12 protein-coding genes and 2 tRNA genes are annotated in these 16272 nt (G+C 74.0%); 9 read left to right on the plus strand and 5 right to left on the minus strand.

Annotation, left to right across the window (positions count from 1 at the left end):
• Nucleotides 1-38 precede the first annotated feature (38 nt).
• From ACIO92_RS21465 to ACIO92_RS21490, 6 genes are all read left to right on the plus strand, one after another.
• Nucleotides 39-1253 (plus strand): hypothetical protein, encoded by a 1215-nt coding sequence (locus ACIO92_RS21465; RefSeq protein WP_402058764.1) that lies wholly within the window; start codon nt 39-41, stop codon nt 1251-1253.
• A complete protein-coding gene (locus ACIO92_RS21470) occupies nt 1253-2842 on the plus strand; it encodes a hypothetical protein (RefSeq protein ID WP_366441105.1) in 1590 nt (529 codons plus the stop codon). Before ACIO92_RS21465 ends, ACIO92_RS21470 begins: the two co-directional genes overlap by 1 nt.
• On the plus strand, nt 2839-4206 hold the full coding sequence (locus tag ACIO92_RS21475; RefSeq protein WP_366441104.1) for an AAA family ATPase: 1368 nt from the start codon (nt 2839-2841) through the stop codon (nt 4204-4206). The genes ACIO92_RS21470 and ACIO92_RS21475 overlap by 4 nt, the downstream gene beginning before the upstream one ends.
• A gap of 113 nt (nt 4207-4319) precedes the next feature.
• Nucleotides 4320-4676 (plus strand): hypothetical protein, encoded by a 357-nt coding sequence (locus ACIO92_RS21480; protein ID WP_366441103.1) that lies wholly within the window; start codon nt 4320-4322, stop codon nt 4674-4676.
• A gap of 464 nt (nt 4677-5140) precedes the next feature.
• Nucleotides 5141-5758 (plus strand): bifunctional DNA primase/polymerase, encoded by a 618-nt coding sequence (locus ACIO92_RS21485; RefSeq protein ID WP_402282814.1) that lies wholly within the window; start codon nt 5141-5143, stop codon nt 5756-5758.
• Nucleotides 5749-5822, plus strand: a tRNA-Lys gene (locus ACIO92_RS21490). The genes ACIO92_RS21485 and ACIO92_RS21490 overlap by 10 nt, the downstream gene beginning before the upstream one ends.
• Before the next feature lie 118 nt (nt 5823-5940).
• On the opposite strand, the gene ACIO92_RS21495 is transcribed toward ACIO92_RS21490, so the two are convergent.
• Nucleotides 5941-7257 (minus strand): M6 family metalloprotease domain-containing protein, encoded by a 1317-nt coding sequence (locus ACIO92_RS21495; RefSeq protein ID WP_366441101.1) that lies wholly within the window; start codon nt 7255-7257, stop codon nt 5941-5943.
• 290 nt (nt 7258-7547) lie between these two features.
• Between ACIO92_RS21495 and ACIO92_RS21500 the strand changes: the two genes are divergently transcribed.
• Entirely contained in the window at nt 7548-9503 is a 1956-nt protein-coding gene (locus ACIO92_RS21500; RefSeq protein WP_402282812.1) for a putative bifunctional diguanylate cyclase/phosphodiesterase, read from the plus strand.
• A gap of 171 nt (nt 9504-9674) precedes the next feature.
• On the opposite strand, the gene ACIO92_RS21505 is transcribed toward ACIO92_RS21500, so the two are convergent.
• Both ACIO92_RS21505 and ACIO92_RS21510 read right to left on the minus strand, forming a co-directional pair.
• Nucleotides 9675-11345: a glycosyl hydrolase family 18 protein gene (locus ACIO92_RS21505; RefSeq protein ID WP_366441099.1), complete on the minus strand. Its 1671-nt coding sequence runs from the start codon at nt 11343-11345 to the stop codon at nt 9675-9677.
• Between the two features lie 299 nt (nt 11346-11644).
• Nucleotides 11645-12718 carry an LLM class flavin-dependent oxidoreductase gene (locus ACIO92_RS21510; RefSeq protein WP_401768616.1) on the minus strand — a complete coding sequence of 358 codons (1074 nt, stop codon included), beginning with the start codon at nt 12716-12718 and terminating at the stop codon, nt 11645-11647.
• A 370-nt stretch (nt 12719-13088) separates the two neighbouring features.
• Here ACIO92_RS21510 and ACIO92_RS21515 point away from each other — a divergent pair, with 370 nt between their 5' ends.
• Both ACIO92_RS21515 and ACIO92_RS21520 read left to right on the plus strand, forming a co-directional pair.
• Complete coding sequence (locus ACIO92_RS21515; protein WP_366441097.1) at nt 13089-13847, plus strand: IclR family transcriptional regulator C-terminal domain-containing protein; 759 nt, start codon at nt 13089-13091, stop codon at nt 13845-13847.
• Between the two features lie 87 nt (nt 13848-13934).
• Nucleotides 13935-14008, plus strand: a tRNA-Lys gene (locus ACIO92_RS21520).
• Between the two features lie 71 nt (nt 14009-14079).
• Here the strand turns inward: ACIO92_RS21520 and ACIO92_RS21525 are convergent.
• Together ACIO92_RS21525 and ACIO92_RS21530 are read right to left on the minus strand one after the other, a co-directional pair.
• Nucleotides 14080-14742 (minus strand): response regulator transcription factor, encoded by a 663-nt coding sequence (locus ACIO92_RS21525; protein WP_366441096.1) that lies wholly within the window; start codon nt 14740-14742, stop codon nt 14080-14082.
• On the minus strand, nt 14673-15977 hold the full coding sequence (locus tag ACIO92_RS21530) for a sensor domain-containing protein (protein WP_402282808.1): 1305 nt from the start codon (nt 15975-15977) through the stop codon (nt 14673-14675). The genes ACIO92_RS21525 and ACIO92_RS21530 overlap by 70 nt, the downstream gene beginning before the upstream one ends.
• Nucleotides 15978-16272: the final 295 nt, after the last annotated feature.

Here is a 16272-nt window from a genome sequence, read left to right on the forward strand (position 1 = left end):
GCCCCCCGTTGTCAGTGGCGGATGCGAGACTTCCGCGGGTGAGCGCATCCCTGGACAGCGGTCCGCCCGGACCCCCGCAGACACCTCGGCCCGGAGCCGCCCCGACCCGAGCGAGGCCAAGAGCCCGGGAGATGCTCGCCGAGCTGCGCGGACCGGCCACCGCCCCGCGCCCGCTGGACGCACGGGCCCTCGCCGCGCTGGCCGCCAACCCCGGCTGCCGACGGCGGGCCCTGCTCGACGGCGCGGGCGTCGACAAGTCCGCGCTCGCCGCGAAGCTCGGCTCCCCCGCGCCCTTCGGACAGTCGCAGTTCGCGATCGTGCGGGGCAACTCGTTCGAGGCGAAGGTCAAGGCGGACGGCGGCCGGGAGCTGCTGCGGCTGATCGGGGTCGAGGAGCCCGGCGCGGTGGCGGTGCCCGAGCTGGCGGCGGCGGGACCCGAGGGACGGGTGGCGCGCACGGCGCTCGCGCTGCGGGAGGCGACCGGCGCGGACGGCTGGACGCTGCTCGACCATCCGCTGCTCGCCCTGGAGGTGGCGGGCTCGCCGGTCTATCTGGAGCCGGACGCGGTGGTGGTCCGGCCCGGCGGCGGCTGGACGGTCGTGGAGATCAAGTCGTTCCCGATGGTCGACGGCGCGGCCGACGCCTCGAAGGTGGGGGCGGCGGCCCGGCAGGCGGCGGTGTACGTACTGGCCCTGGAGCGGGTCGCGGAGCGGACGCCGGGCGCGCGGGTCTCGCCCTCGGTGCTCCTGGTCTGCCCGAAGGACTTCTCGAACGTGCCGACGGCCTCGCTCGTCGACGTACGGAAACAGCGGGCGGTCACCCGGCGGCAGCTGGACCGGCTGACCCGGATCGACGAGATCGCGGAGGCCCTGCCCGAGGGCGTCAGCTTCGATGTGGCGGAGCGCTCTCCGGCGGAGCTCGCCGCCTCCGTGGAGGCCGTCCCCCACCAGTACGCGCCGGAGTGCCTGGCCGCCTGCGAGCTGGCCTTCCACTGCCGCTCGCGGGCCCGGGAGGCGGGCGCGGTGGAGACCCTGGGCCGTGCGGTCCGGGGCGAGCTGGGCGGTCTGACGACGGTCGGCGCGGTCCTCGCGGCGGCGCGCGGCGAGGACGGGGCGCCCTGCCCCGGGACGGACGGTCCGCCGGACCCCGCGGTGGTGGCGCTGCGCCGGGCGCGGGCGCTGCGCGAGGAGGCACTGGCCACGGCCCGCGGGACCGCGGGGACGGCCGCCGCGGAGACGGAAGGGGTCCTCTGATGTCGCTGATCTCCACGCTGGCCCGGATGGAGGCCGTCGAGTCGGGCCGGGCCCAGCCGCTGGCGACCGTCCGGCACCGGCGGCTGTCCGAGCGGCCGCTGGTGCTCGTACCGCTGACGACGGCCGGTGAGGCGGGCGCCCCGCTGGGCGCCCTCGTCGGCACCGACTCCGGGGAGCCCCGGCTCCTGGTGGTGCCGCAGCCCCGGGACCGGGACCTGCGGTTCGCGTTCCTCGCCGACCTGGCGGAAGTGGTCCTGCCGTACGTCGACTCGTTCACCGACGCCGTGGAGGCCGTGGAGCGCAACGAGACGGACCCCGCGACCGGCAGGAAGGTGAAGGTCGAGGCGGAGCTGTGCGCGGACGCGCCGCAGCTGATCGTGCCGAGCCGGGCCGGTGTGGAGTACGTACGGCTGCTCGGGCGGTCCACGCGGTTCCGGCGGACGGCCGAGCAGGACCCGGAGACCCCGTTCCCCGCGCCGCCCCGGGTTCCGCTGCTCGGGCGCTGGCTGACGCACTTCGGCGACCGGGCCCTGGTGCCGGGCTCCTCGCTGCTGCTCGCCGCGACCGACCTCCTCAACCGGCACTGGGCGACCGGCCAGTCCGCCCTGGAGGACCAGCACCTGGGGGCGCTGCTCGCCTGGATCGACCCGTACGACGGGGAGCCGGGCGCGGAGGCGGCGCTGCGGGCCGAGGTGGGCCGGGACTCCCAGGGGCAGTTGTTCTGCCCGCCCGCCGGGCCCGCCACCGATCCGGCGTTCGACAACCGGCTCCTCGCGCCCGCGATCGAACGGTACGACCGGGCCCGGCAGGCGATCGGCGCGGCCGAGGACGGCGGGGCCGCCGACACCGGCCTCGGGGAGCTGCACGCGGCCGAGCGGGAGGTGCGGCGGCTCGTCGTCTCCCGGCTGAAGCCGACCTGGGACGCGGTCTGGCAGGCGATCGGCCTGCTCAGGGAGCTGCCCGAGGGTGCCAGGGTGCCGGACCGGTGGACCCGGGACCGCTGGTCGTTCACCGCCCACCGGGACCGGGTCGCGGCCGGTGAGCCGCCGCAGCCGCGCCGGGACGACGCCGTCACGGCGGCCCGGAAGCTCGGGGCCCGCGAGCAGGCGCAGGGGCAGCTGGAGGCGCAGGAGGCCCTGGACGATCCGCTGGTGCTGGCCGGGCGGCGGCTCGCGGGCGAGGCGTTCGCGGCGGAGGTGGTGGAGGTGACGATGGTGTGGACGGAGTCGAAGCGGCCCGCGCCGCGCCCGCTGCTCACGGTCCGCACGGAGGACCGGCCGCACCTGGGCGAGCGGCTGCGGGTGTACCGCTCGCTCGACGGGAAGCCGCAGACGGCCGAGTTCGTGCGGTACGAGGAGGACGGGGCGCTGCTGCTGCGGCTGCTCGACCGGATGGGCCGGGGCAAGGACCCCGCCGAGGGCTCGGTGCCGGAGAAGGGCGAGCGGATCGCCTGGACGCTGTTCGAGCACGAGCAGCGGGTCGGGCCGCAGCTCCCGGAGGCGGAGGACACCCCCTGGACGCACGGCGGTCCGCCGGGGACGGACGCCGTGGAACTGCCGGACGCCGTGACCGAGGAGGACGTGCTGTGACCCCTGAGACCCTCGACGCGCCGGTCCTCGATCCGTCGGTCCTCGATCCGTCGGTGGCGGCGGGCCGGGCGACGGACGGCATCCTGGCGGACACCCTGCACGGCTCCGCGCGCGGTGTCGTGGTGGACTCCCCGCCGGGTGCGGGGAAGTCGACGCTCGTGGTGCGGGCCGCGCTCGAACTGGCCGCCGCCGGGCGCCCCCTGATGGTGGTGGCGCAGACGAACGCGCAGGTGGACGATCTGGTGCTGCGGCTCGCCGAGAAGGAGCCCGGTCTGGAGGTGGGGCGGCTGCACTCCAACGACAGCGACCCGTACGACCGGGCGCTGGACGCCCTGGAGAACGTACGGAAGTCGGCGAAGGCGGGGGACCTGGCCGGGCTGCCGGTGGTGCTGTCCACGGCCGCCAAGTGGGGGCACGTGAAGAACGTCGGGCCCTGGTCGCACGCGATCGTGGACGAGGCGTACCAGATGCGTTCGGACGCGCTGCTCGCCGTGGCGGGGCTGTTCGAGCGGGCGCTGTTCGTGGGCGACCCGGGGCAGTTGGACCCGTTCTCGGTGGTGGGCGCGGAGCAGTGGGCGGGGCTGTCGTACGACCCGTCGGCGAGCGCGGTCGCCACCCTGCTCGCGCACAATCCCGAACTGCCGCAGCACCGGCTGCCGGTGTCGTGGCGGCTGCCCGCGTCGGCGGCGCCGCTGGTCTCGGACGCCTTCTACCCGTACACGCCGTTCCGCAGCGGGACCGGGCACGGGGACCGGAGGCTGTCGTTCGGGGTGGTGTCGGACGGCTCGGGGCCCGACCGGGTCCTGGACGAGGCGGCGGAGTCGGGCTGGGGCCTGCTCGAACTGCCCGCCGGGCACACTCCGCGCACCGATCCCGAGGCGGTCGGCGCGGTCGCGCTCGTGGTGCGGCGGCTCCTGGACCGGGAGGGCGCGGCGGTCTCGGAGCGTTCGGAGACCCCCGTCCCGCTGACCCCGGACCGGATCGCGGTCGGCACCGCGCACCGGGACCAGGCGGCGGCGGTCCGGGCGGCGCTCGCGGACCTCGGTGTGACGGGGGTGACGGTGGACACCGCGAACCGGCTCCAGGGCCGGGAGTACGACGTGACGGTCGTCCTGCACCCGTTGTCGGGCCGTCCGGACGCCACGGCCTTCCATCTGGAGACGGGCCGGCTGTGCGTGCTCGCCTCCCGGCACCGGCACGCCTGTGTGGTGGTCTGCCGCGAGGGCGTGGCGGACCTCCTGGACGCGCACCCGTCGACGGACCCGGTGCGGCTGGGGGCGGCGGTGTCGTTCCCGGACGGCTGGGAGGCGAACCACACGGTCCTCTCGCACCTGGAGGGGCACCGGGTGCGCTGGACGCCGTGAGCGGTGGTGGCCGGGGGCGCGCGCGGGGAAGGGTTCGCGCTCTTGCGGGGCGCGGGAGAATGGAAGGCGGCCCGGGAGTCCGGGCCGTGTCTGTGCAGAGGAGGAGCAGGACGATGGCGGAATCCGCGGAACGGGACGTGCGGCGGCGGCTCAGGCCTGCCCCGCTGGTGTTCGAGCCTGCCGAGGCGACCGCCGACCCGGAGCACTTCTTCGACCTGGAGTCCTTGGAGGACCCCCGGGAGCTGCTGGCCCGCGCGACGGAGCTGACGCTGGCGTTCCGCGCCGCGGCGGACCGGGCGACGGAGTTCCAGGCGATGGCGGCGGCGCAGTTGGCGGACCCGCGCCGCTTCGACCGGCTGACGGTGGCGGACGTCGCCGACCGGGCTCAGTGGACCGAGGACTACGCCCGGAAGATGATCGAGTTCGGCCACGACCTGATCCGCGCGAACGACCGGCCCCCGGAGGACTGAGAACCCCGCCGGGGCGGGGCGCGGCCGGACGGGCGGCTCCCGCCGGGGCGGTACGAGGCCGGGTCGTCACGGGCGGACGTGCCCTGCCGGGGGCCTGCCGGAGGGGGCTGAGGGACGGACGGGGCTCCGACCGGCGGTGGAACGGGCCGTGGTGATCGCCCGGATCCCGGTGGTCGGCCCGGCGGCCGGGGTCCGGCCGTGAAGCGGGCCGGGACGGGCGACGGGTCCGGCCCGTGACGGCTTCGGGACGGCGGGGCGGACCGCGAGCGGTCGAAGCGGGCGGTCGAAGCGGTCCAGAGACGGGTCGCGGGCCACGGGCGGGCGTGGCCGGGGCCGGGCGGGCGTGGCCGGGAATCGCCTCCTGGCATATGCCGAGGAGGGCACGATACCCCTCGGGTGCCGGTCCTGTCCGGGATTCGCGGACACTGAGCGACCGGTCCGTGACGCCGGGTAGATCTGGAGTCATGACGACCTGGCTGCGCGACGAGACCCCGTACGACGTCTTCCGGTTCCTCCGGGAGAGCGACGAGGGACGGCACCAGACGGCCCGGGTGACCGCCGACGGGGCCGCCTGGCTGACCACGGCCACCGGTGACCGCGAGGCCGCGCTGACCCGCTGGGAGTCCCGGCCGGACGCCCCGGCCGCGCTGCCCTGCGGCACGGTCTTCGACGTCGTCGGCGTCGACCAGGTCTTCGGCCGCCGGATGCTGGACCGGATGTGGGCGGAGGGCCCCGGGTCGGGACCGGTCGCCGTGCACCGGGGCCGGATGATGCTCTTCGCCGCGCCGGGCACGGCCCAGCGGCTGCCCGCCCTCCTCGACTGGGAGGAGGGCGTCCCCCGGCCGCTCTGCCACGGCGTCGGGGACGCGGTGACCGTGCCGCCGCTCGTGCCGTCCGGGGCGCCGGGTCCCCGCTGGCTGGTGGCGCCCGACACCCGCAGCCCCTGGCTGCCGGGGCCCGAGGTGATGCTCTGGGCGTGCGTACGGGCCGCCAGGTCGCTCTCCGCCGCCGACGTGCGGGTATCGATTTTCCCTCCCGCCCGGACGCCTGCTAATGTCTACGACGTCAGCAGGCGCCGCTAGCTCAGTTGGTTAGAGCAGCTGACTCTTAATCAGCGGGTCCGGGGTTCGAGTCCCTGGCGGCGCACAGACGGAAGAAGCCCCTCGCGGAAGCGGGGGGCTTCTTCGTGCTCCCGGACCGGTCCCGGACCGCCGCCGCACGGCTCCCGGACCGCTCCCGGCCCCGTCCCGGCCGGGCGGCCCGTTCAGCGTACGGACGGCGGGGTGACCCGTACCGTCCAGGAACCCGACGGTGTCCGGTCCACGACCTCGACGCGCACTCCCGTCCCCGGCACGGTGAGGGTCTCGCCCTCGGCGAGGGGGGCGTCGGCGAGCGGCGGGTAGACGGACCGGTCCCAGCAGGCGCCGGTGCGCGGGTGCGCGTCGACCACCTGGACCGGCCCGTCGCCGGAGGCGGCGCCGGCCTGGACCCGGTAGACGAGGACGCCCTCGGCGCAGGTGCCGGTGTCGTTGCCCGCGCGGCTCCGCGCCTCGACGGCGAGGACGTCGTCGGGCCCGGTGCGGACCACGGCGAGCCGGGTGCCGAGGGTGCCGCCCGCCGGGGCGGGGGCGTCGGTCGGCTCCAGGGTGACCGTGCGGGGGTCGGCCCCCTGGACACAGGCCACCTGGTCGCGGGAGAGCCAGCCGAGCTTCCACTTGTGCCAGCCGAACAGGTCGGGGGCGAGCCCGAACTGGCTGCCCATGACGTCCCAGTCACCCACATGGGTGTCCCAGTCGCCCCTGCCGTCCTCGGGACGGTGGTAGAGGTCGGGCAGGTCGAAGACGTGCCCGGTCTCGTGGGCGAGGACGTTGCGGTCGGGCGGGTGCCGCTCGAAGACGGTCACGACCCTCCTGATCTCGGCGCCGTCCGCCTCCAGGGGGTGCTCCAGGTTGACGACCTTCGTCGCGTCGGAGTCCACACCGGGCGCGTCCGGATCGGCGACCAGGTAGACGACGTCGTAGCGGGAGAAGTCGACGCTCGCGTCGGCGGCGGCGATCGCGTCGCGCAGATAGGCGGCGCGCTGTCCCGCGTCCCAGTCCCGCCGTATGTCGTACGCGGTCGACGGCTTCGGCATCCGGGTCCAGCCGCGCCGGGGATGCGGACGCAGGGTGAACCGCCCGTAGGAGGCGCGGGCGAAGAAGTCGGTGGTGGCCGGGAAGTGGTCGGCGGCCAGGGCGGCGGGTTCGGTGAGCGGCTCGGCGTCCGGGAAGGACAGGAAGATCATGACCGCGTCGAGGGTGCGGTCGGGGCGCGGGTACGACCTGTTCCAGGTGTCGAGGCCGAGCGAGTGATGGGCGGCCGTACGGGGCAGGACGCAGGGTCCGGCCGACGGGGCTCCGACGGCGGGGCCCGCGACGAGCCCGGTGGCGGCGAGGGCGGCGAGCGAGGTGAAGGCCGCCGCCCCGGAGCGCAGCCGCGCGCGCTCCACTCCCCCGGGTGGCAGCTGACCCCTCACGTGGACCTCCGGATCGGGAATGCGGGACACCTCACCCACCTTGTGGTGGTTTGCGATGTTTCGCATGTTTCCACTGCCCCGGTCGGGTGAGCGGGTACCTCCGGATCGACGCGACACGGGCTCGCTGGAGCTCACGTAAAGTCACATTCGGTCACGACGGCACCGATCCGTGTCACACCCGCGCAGAATCGGTCGGCCAGGGTCGTACAGCGGTCGGCCCCACCGCTCAGGAAGGCCGCCGGGAGCGCCCCGGAGCTGGAACGCTCCCCCACCCTGGCCCTATGATCGGCTCACTCGTCCCCGGCCGGCCGCCCCGACCACATGTGACCGGCCCGACCGCACTACGGGAGCCAGCGGTGAGCGGAACCCCCGAAGGACCGGTGCACGCGGAACCGCCGGAGACGTACGCGGCGGACGGCTCCCTCACGGAGCGTCACCCCGAGGAGCACGACGGGCCCCTCCCCCGGGAGGCGGACGACCACCCCCGCACCGGCACCGCCGAGGGCCGCCGCGCCGCCGAACTCCGCGACCGCGGCGCCGCCTTCCGCGCCGCCCAGCTCGCCATGGCCGTCGTCGACCGGGACGGCGTCGTCGTCACCGCCAACGAATCCTTCGGGACCCTCCTCGGCAGCGACCCCCGGGCACTGCGCGAACAGGCGGCGGCCGACCTCGTGGACCTCGCCTCCGACGGGCGCACCTGGCACGCGTACCACGAGGTGCTGCGCGGGCGGCGCTCCCGCTTCCGCTGCACCCGCCGTCTCAAGCACGCCGACGGGCGCTCGCTGTGGGCCGAGGTCACCGTCGCCCCGGTGCCGGGCAGCGGGCGGGTCCTGCTGTCGATCGCGGACATCAGCGAGCGGCGCGAGCTCCAGGCGCGGCTGCGCCACCTCCAGATGCACGACCCGGTGACCCGGCTGCCCAACCGCGCGCTGTTCTTCGAGCGCCTCTCGGCGGCGCTGGAGGACCCGGCCAGGGACTCGGCCGAGAGGGACTCCGCCGAGACCGACGGAGCTCCGGGGCCGGTCCGTCCGTCGTACGAGTCGTACGAGTCGTACGGGTATGGCAGAACAGGGCGGATCGGTCTCTGCTACCTCGACCTCGACGGGTTCAAGGCGGTCAACGACACCCTCGGCCACCGTGTCGGCGACCGGCTGCTCGCCGCCGTCGCCGCCCGGCTGACGGAGTGCGCGGACAGCGACGGCTACACCCGCAGCGGCGGTCATCTCGTGGCGCGGCTCGGCGGCGACGAGTTCGCGATCCTGGTCGAGGACTCCACCGGCACGGAGCAGCTGGCCGATCTGGCGCGCTCGGTCCTCGACGCGCTCCAGCGCCCCTTCGACCTGGGCGGGCAGCGGCTCTCGGTCTCCGCCTCGATCGGGGTGGTCGAGCGCTCCGGGCACGGCACCACGGCGACCGCCCTCATGCAGGCGGCGGACACCACGCTGTACTGGGCGAAGGCCGACGGCAAGGGCCGCTGGAACCTCTTCGACCCGGAGCGCAACGCGCACCGGGTGACCCGGCAGGCGCTCTCCTCCACGCTGCGGCCCGCCGTGGAGCGCGGGGAGTTCACCCTGGAGTACCAGCCCCTGGTGGATCTGGCGGGCGGGGCGCTGCGCGGGGTGGAGGCGCTGGTGCGCTGGAACCACCCGCAGTTCGGACGTCTGGCGCCGATCCGGTTCGTCGGCATCGCCGAGGAGGACGGCTCGATCGTGGAGCTGGGCCGGTGGGTGCTGGCCACGGCCTGCCGTCAGGCCCGGCAGTGGCAGCGGGACCATCCGCGCGAGCGCCCGATCTTCGTGAGCGTCAATGTGGCGGTCCGGCAGGTGTGGGACTCCGACCTGGTCGGGGACGTGGCGGGCATCCTCGCCGAGACCGGGCTCGCCCCGCACCTGCTCCAGCTGGAGCTGACGGAGTCGGCCGTGATGGGCTCGGCGGGGCGTCCGCTCCAGGCGCTCCAGGCGCTGAGCGACATGGGCGTGCGGATCGCGATCGACGACTTCGGCACCGGCTACTCGAACCTGGCCTATCTGAGCAGGCTGCCGGTCTCGGTGCTGAAGCTGGACGGTTCGTTCGTACGCGGTTTCCAGGACGAGGAGCACGCCAACCCGGCGGACGAGCTGATCGTGGAGGCGCTGGTGCAGCTGGCGCACCGGCTGGGCCTGACGGTGACGGCGGAGTGCGTGGAGACCGCGGGGCAGGCGAGCAGGCTGCGGCGGATCGGCTGCGACACCGGGCAGGGCTGGCTGTACTCGCGGGCGGTGGCCCCGGAACGGATCGCCGAACTGATCGACGTGGAAACGCTGAAGGTCTGAGGGGCGGCGGTCGGCCGGGGCCGGGGTCCGGGGCCAGGGTCCCGATCAGGCGTCCCGAGGGGTGCCGGTCCGGTGGCGGGCATGGAACTGCCCCCGGCCGGAGGGACATTCCGGGCGGGGGCAGCGGTTCATGAGGGGTTCGGCGGTTCAGGCGTCCGCCGGGTCAGGCACTCAGCAGGCGCCGAGGTCCTGCCAGACGCCCCACTCGCCGGTGGTGCCGGGGGCCTCGTTCTGGGTCCACCACTTGGCCTTCCACTTGCGGCCGTTGTGGGAGACCTGGGCGTTCGCGTTGGTGACCGATCCGGCGACGTAGGCCGGGAGCGAGCCACAGCCCGTGGGCGGGGTCGTCGGAGGCGTGGTCGGGGGAGTCGTCGGCGGGGTGGTGGGCGGGATGCTGGTGCCGCCGAGCGCGGTGTTGATCTGCTTCAGCAGGGTGGCGTTCTCGTCCAGACCGAGGAGCGAGTACATCATCGCGCCGCCGAGGCCGCGCTGCTTGGCGTAGTCCACCCGCGCCTGGATGGACTTCTGGTCGAGACCGGTGAAGAACTCGCCGTTCTTGTAGAAGTACGAGGCCTTGGCCTGGTCGTCCCAGAAGGTCGTCGCCGCGTTGTCGACGATGCCGCCGAGCTCCTTGTAGTGCGCGATGCCGGCCGCCTGGCTGAGCGGGCGGGGGGCGGAGCCGCCGGTGGCGGTCTGCGCGAGGCCGTTGGCGGTCCCGGCGGGGACGCCCTTCCAGCCCCGGTAGTAGAACTCGTAGCCCAGGGTCAGCTTGTTGGCGGGGAAGCCGCCCGCGATGCCGTAGGCGGGCTTGCCGTCGATCCAGGAGTCGATCGCGGCGTCGACCGAGTACTTCTCGGTGCCCGGGGCGATCGGGTCCGTCGGGTCGTTCGCGCCGGAGTACAGCGGGGACTGGTGGTACGTCGGCCCGTCGCCGTCCCAGGCGCCGTGCATGTCGTACGTCATGATGTTCGCGTAGTCGAGGTACGCGCCGATCTTGTCCGTCTCGATGTACTTGATCTTGTCCTGGCCGGCCGGGAGGGCCGCGGTCAGGAGGTACTTCTTGCCGCCGTTGGCCGCGCCGTACGCGTCGAGCTGCTTGCGGAACTCGGCGAGGAGCAGCGTGAAGTTCTGCTTGTCCTCGGGGGCGTAGTGGTTGCCCAGGTGGCCGCCGCTGGAACCGGGGTACTCCCAGTCGACGTCGATGCCGTCGAAGATCCCGGCCGCGGTGCCGACGCCGCCGAAGCCCGCGTCGACGGGCAGGTTGCCCTTGATGTACTGGTCGACGCAGGAGGAGACGAGCTTCTTGCGGCTCGCGTCCGTCTTGGCCGCGTCGCTGAAGTACTTGGAGTAGGTCCAGCCGCCGAGGGAGATGTTGATCTTCAGGTGGGGGTATTTCGCCTTCAGTTCCTTGAACTGGTTGAAGACGCCCACGATCGGCTGGTCCCACTTGTCGGCGACGCCGTCGACGCTGTCCGCCGCGCTGAAGGACTTCTGGTAGTCGGCGTACGAGTCGCCCGCACCGTCACCCGCGTTGGGGTTGTTGTCGTCACCCGCGGCCTTGTTGGCCATGAAACAGGTGAGGTTGGTGGGGTGGATGTTGCCGAACGAGTAGTTGATGACGTCCAGCTGGCCCGCTATGCCCCGGGTGTCGAGGTGCTTGGGGTAGAACGCGTTTCCGTAGACGCTCCACTGGTCGTAGTACGCGATGCGCACACCGCCCGTGGAGGCGGTGGTCGACGTACCGGCCGCCTGGGCGGAACCGAGGCCGACGGTGGCGGCGAGGGCGCCTGCGGCGAGGGCCGTGCTGAGCAGCGCGGCGATCAATGGCTTACGGGGGTGCACGTGCGGCCTCCGATGTGGGGGGAGTACTGGGTGGTGCCGTACTGGAGTTGGAGAAGTGATAACCGGCTCGTGAACACCACGTCAATGGTCTGAACCAGATTGAGGACTAGACCAATTCGCGGAAGAAAGGCCTTGTCAGGGACGCGCAGCACAAAAAAGAACCGCCCGCCACCATCGGTGACGAGCGGTTTAAGGTCTGCTTAGGGCGGTCGGGCGGATGGTTGGGGAATGAACCAACCCGCTTGTGGAGCCCGGTTTTTTTCCTCCCCCGGAAGGGGCCTGACCCCGGCCCGCCCCCGCTACTCCCCTTCGAGTTCGGGCAGTTCGAAGGCGTCCGCGATCAGCTCATAGCTCCGCAGCCGGGCGTCCCCGCCGTGTGCGTTCGCCGTGATGATCAGCTCGTCGGCGCCGGTCCGCTTCCGCAGGTCCTCCAGGCCCGTGCGGACCTCGTCCGGGGTGCCGTACACGACGTTCGCCAGCCAGCCGTCCACGAACTCCCGCTCGGCGGAGCTGTATCCGTACGTCTCCGCCTCCTCGGGCGTCGGCACCAGGCCCGGCCGCCCGGTGCGCAGCCGCAGCATCGCGAGCGCCCCGGCCAGCACCTGGCGGCGCGCCTGCGCCGCCTCGTCGGCGGCCAGCGCGGAGACGCCGATCATCGCGTACGGGGCGTCGAGGACCGCCGACGGGCGGAACGAGTCCCGGTAGAGGTCGAGCGCCGGGACCGTGTTCCGGGCGGAGAAGTGGTGGGCGAAGGAGAAGGGCAGGCCGAGCAGTCCGGCGAGCCGGGCGCTGAAGCCGGAGGAGCCGAGCAGCCAGACCGGCGGGCGCCCCTTCGGGCCCTGCACCGGGCCGGGCACGGCGTGGATCCGGGCGTAGGGGTGGCCGTCGGGGAAGTCGTCGTCGAGGAACCGGGTCAGCTCGGCGAGCTGCTCCGGGAAGTCGTCGGCCCCTTCGTTCGGGGTGGCGGTCCTGCGCAGGGCGGCGGCCGTGGCGCCGTCCGTGCCGGGGGCGCGGCCGAGACCGAGGTCGATCCGGCCGGGCGCGAACGCCTCCAGGGTGCCGAACTGCTCGGCCACCACGAGCGGGGCGTGGTTGGGGAGCATGACACCGCCGGAGCCGAGGCGGATGCGCCGGGTGTGGGCGGCGAGGTGGGCGAGGATCACCGCGGGGGAGGAGGAGGCGACCCCGGGCATGGAGTGGTGTTCGGCCACCCAGTGCCGGTGGAAGCCGCGCCGCTCGGCGAGCCTGCTCAGCTCGACGCTGGTGGCGAGTGCCTGGGTCGCGGTCCGGCCCGCCCCGACCGTGACCAGGTCGAGCACGGACAGCGGCACGGGCGCGGAGCCCCGCGCCTCTCCTCGGATGGCGTCGGTCACCTTCGGAATCCTCCTCGGCATCCGTACGGAACGCGCACGGACTCGTGGTTCGGCTTGGACTCGATGACAACAGGAGGGCGGCTCCGTTTATTCCGTCGCTTCTCGGCCGCCGAAGGGCCTTCCCCGCCTTCCGCTTCCGCCGGGAAATCCCCCGTTCGCCACCGGCCGAACGTATGCCCGAGGGCCCCGGGGCACCGTCCTGACCTGAGGATCTGCGCCCATTTCATGACAAGGGCATATGCCAGAGTGATGCGGCCCAGCGTACGGCCGGGGTGCTCCGCACCCTTCTCGCCAACAGCCGTCCCGTGGAGGGCGCTTGGCGGCTATCGTGGTACGAAAGCTTGCGGTCACAACCTGGTAGGGGGAAACCGTGGCGCTGAAGCCCGAGCCCACCGCGCCGTTCCACTCGGTGCAATACGCCCTGCGCGTCCTCGAGACGATCTCGCGGCACGGCGGCGGAGTGACGGACGTCCAGATCGCGCGCGAGACCGGGCTGCCCGTCGCCCATCTCTCCTCGATGCTCCTCATGCTCCGCCGCGAGGGGTACGTCGAGCAGGTCGCCGACGGCGCGTACGTGATCGGGGACTCGCTCGTCCTCCTCGGCTCCGGCATGACCCGCCGCGAAGCGCTGGAGGCCAAGCTCCAGGAGACGCTGACCGAGCTGCGCGACTCCGTCGGAGCGGCCGTCTACATCAGCCGGTACATCGACGGCGAGGTGAAGATCACCCAGTTCGCCGACGGGCCGCGCACGCCCAAGGTCAACGAATGGGTCGACTTCCGCTCGGCGGCGCACGCCAGCGCGGTCGGCAAGTGCCTGCTCACCCAGCTCGACCAGAACGGACGGCGGGACCACCTCTCCCGCCACAAGATCGCCCGGCTGACCTCCCGGACCATCACCAACGAACGGATCCTCTTCTCCAAGCTCGACAGCCAGCCGGCCACCGTCCCGGTGCTCGACCTCCAGGAGTACGCGGTGGGCACGGTCTGCGCGGCCGTCCCGCTGACGGCGGGCTCCGCCGTGGGCTGTCTGGCGCTCTCCCTCCCGATCGAGCACGCCCACCGGCTGCGCTCGGCCGCCGACACCCTGAACCGCAGGGCCGCCCCGGTCGTCCTCTCCCTGGCGATCTGACCGCCCGCCCCGGGACCGCCGGGAGCACCCGCCCCGAGGTGGTCAGGAGCACCCGCCGGGACCAGGTAGTATTTTCTCTGTCAGTAGGCGCCGCTAGCTCAGTTGGTTAGAGCAGCTGACTCTTAATCAGCGGGTCCGGGGTTCGAGTCCCTGGCGGCGCACAGACGGAGAAGGGCCCCTCGCGAGAGCGAGGGGCCCTTCTCGTCGTTCCCGTACGGGCCCGCGCGGGCCCTCAGGCCCGCAGATGGGTGAGGACCGCGAGGACCCGGCGGTGGGTGTCGTCGGCCGGCGGCAGGTCCAGCTTCGCCAGGATGTTGCCGATGTGCTTGCCCACGGCCGCCTCCGTCACCACCAGGTGCCGGGCGATCGACCCGTTCGACCTGCCCTCGGCGACGAGCCCGAGGACCTCCCGCTCACGCGGGGTCAGCGCCGCCAGCGGATCGCGGTGCCGCCGCAGCAGCTGCCGTACGACCTCCGGATCGACGACCGTCCCGCCGTCCGCGACCCGGGCCAGGGCGTCCAGGAACTCCTCCACCTGCCCCACCCGGTCCTTCAGCAGATAGCCGACGCCGGTGCCGTCCCCCGCGTCGAGGAGATCGGCGGCGTAGCTGCGCTGCACGTACTGGCTGAGGACGAGGACCGGCAGCGAGGGCCGCTCGGCGCGGAGCGCGACCGCCGCCCGCAGCCCCTCGTCCTGGAAGCCCGGCGGCATCCGCACGTCCGTCACCACCACGTCCGGGTCGTGCGCGGCGACCGCCGCCCGCAGCGCGTCCGCGTCCCCGACGGCGGCGACGACCTCGTGCCCGAACCGGGCCAGTAGCCCGATCAGGCCCTCTCTGAGGAGGACGCCGTCCTCGGCGAGGACGACACGGAGCTTGCGGACCGTACGGGACAAGGGATCTCCACTCTCAGGAGGGTCGGCCCGCCCTGCGGGCTCGTGATCGTCAGTGTGCCGTCCAGGACGGCGATCCGGTCCGCGAGACCGGTCAGCCCGGTGCCCCCGGCCGGGTCGGCGCCGCCGCGCCCGTCGTCCTCGACGTCGAGCCGCAGCGTCCCCGCCGCCAGCCGGGCGGTGAGCCGCGCCCGGGAGGCGCCGCTGTGCCGGGCGACGTTCGCGAGCGCCTCGCAGCCCGCGAAGTACCCGGCGCTCTCCACCGCCTCCGGCAGCCGGGGCAGATCGACGTCCAGGTCGACGGGGACGGCGGACCGGTCGGCGGCGTCGGCGAGCGCCTCGCCCAGACCGTAGTCGGCGAGGACCTGCGGGCGGATGCCGTGGATCAGTTCCCGCAGCTCCGTCAGGACCCGGCCGGCCTCCGCGTGCGCCTTCGCCAGCTGCTCGGCGAGCGGGCCCGGCGGCACGTCGAGCCGGGCCAGGCCCAGGGTCATCGTGAGGGCGACGAGCCGCTGCTGGGCGCCGTCGTGCAGATCGCGCTCGATCCGGCGCCGCTCCGCCTCGAAGGCGTCGACCAGCCGCGCCCGGGAGGCGATGACCTCACCGATCCGGTCGTCTCCCGCCGCCGCCCCGCGCGGGGCGAGCAGTGCGCGGGCGAGCGCCGCGCGGGCCCCCGCGAACGCCACCAGCGGATGGGCCAGGACGACCAGGAGCAGCGCGCCGAGCAGCGCCGCCGCGAACGCCTCGGGGTAGGAGGTCACCAGGTACGCCTTGACGACCTTGGTCTCGTGACCGTCCGCCGCCAGTTGGACCGGGGCGCTGAGCAGCACCAGCGGCAGGCCCGCCGCGACGGCGACGGCCAGCAGGTCCAGCGGCCACAGGACGGTGGCGAGCAGCAGCGCGTACGCCAGCTCCCGCCAGGTCGCCCGCTCCCCCGCCCGGAGCCGGAGCCAGGCGAGCGGTCCGGGGGCGGTGGGGGGACGGTGCGGGTCGGGGGCGGGGTCCAGGTCGACGAGCCGGAGACGGCGGCGCTCGATCCCGCCGAGGGCGAGCCCGGAGAGCAGCAGCGGCGGCAGCCCCACGAGGACCAGCGAGAACACCCCGAGAAACAGGAACACACCACAGACGACGGCCCCCAGGAGTCCCCCGGACAGCAGGTACCCGAGGGCGCGCCAGGGCCAGGGGCCGCACGGGAACCGGGGCCGGGTGAGCGCCTGCCAGGGCGTACGGGCTTCCATGCGCGCCACGGTAGGCGCGGGGCCCTGCGGGTGGCCATGGGGGTGGGGGGTGCGGAGGGGGTGGGGCTGGGACTACCCCCTCCGGGGGCGCGGGCCTTCGGGGACGTCGGCCCGGGTCCGGCCCGGGTCCGGCCCGGGGGCGCCCCCGGGGTTCCCCTGGAACGGCCCGTAGGGGTGGCTCCCCTCCGGGTGGGCTTCCCCTCCGGCCGGTACGGGCGGGGCCTGCCTCGGGCCCGTGAAGCACGTTAGGGGGCCTGCCTCGGGCCCATACGGGCCCGTCCCTCGGCAGTACCGG

Source organism: Streptomyces sp. NPDC087215, from assembly GCF_044744885.1.
Lineage (GTDB): Bacteria > Actinomycetota > Actinomycetes > Streptomycetales > Streptomycetaceae > Streptomyces.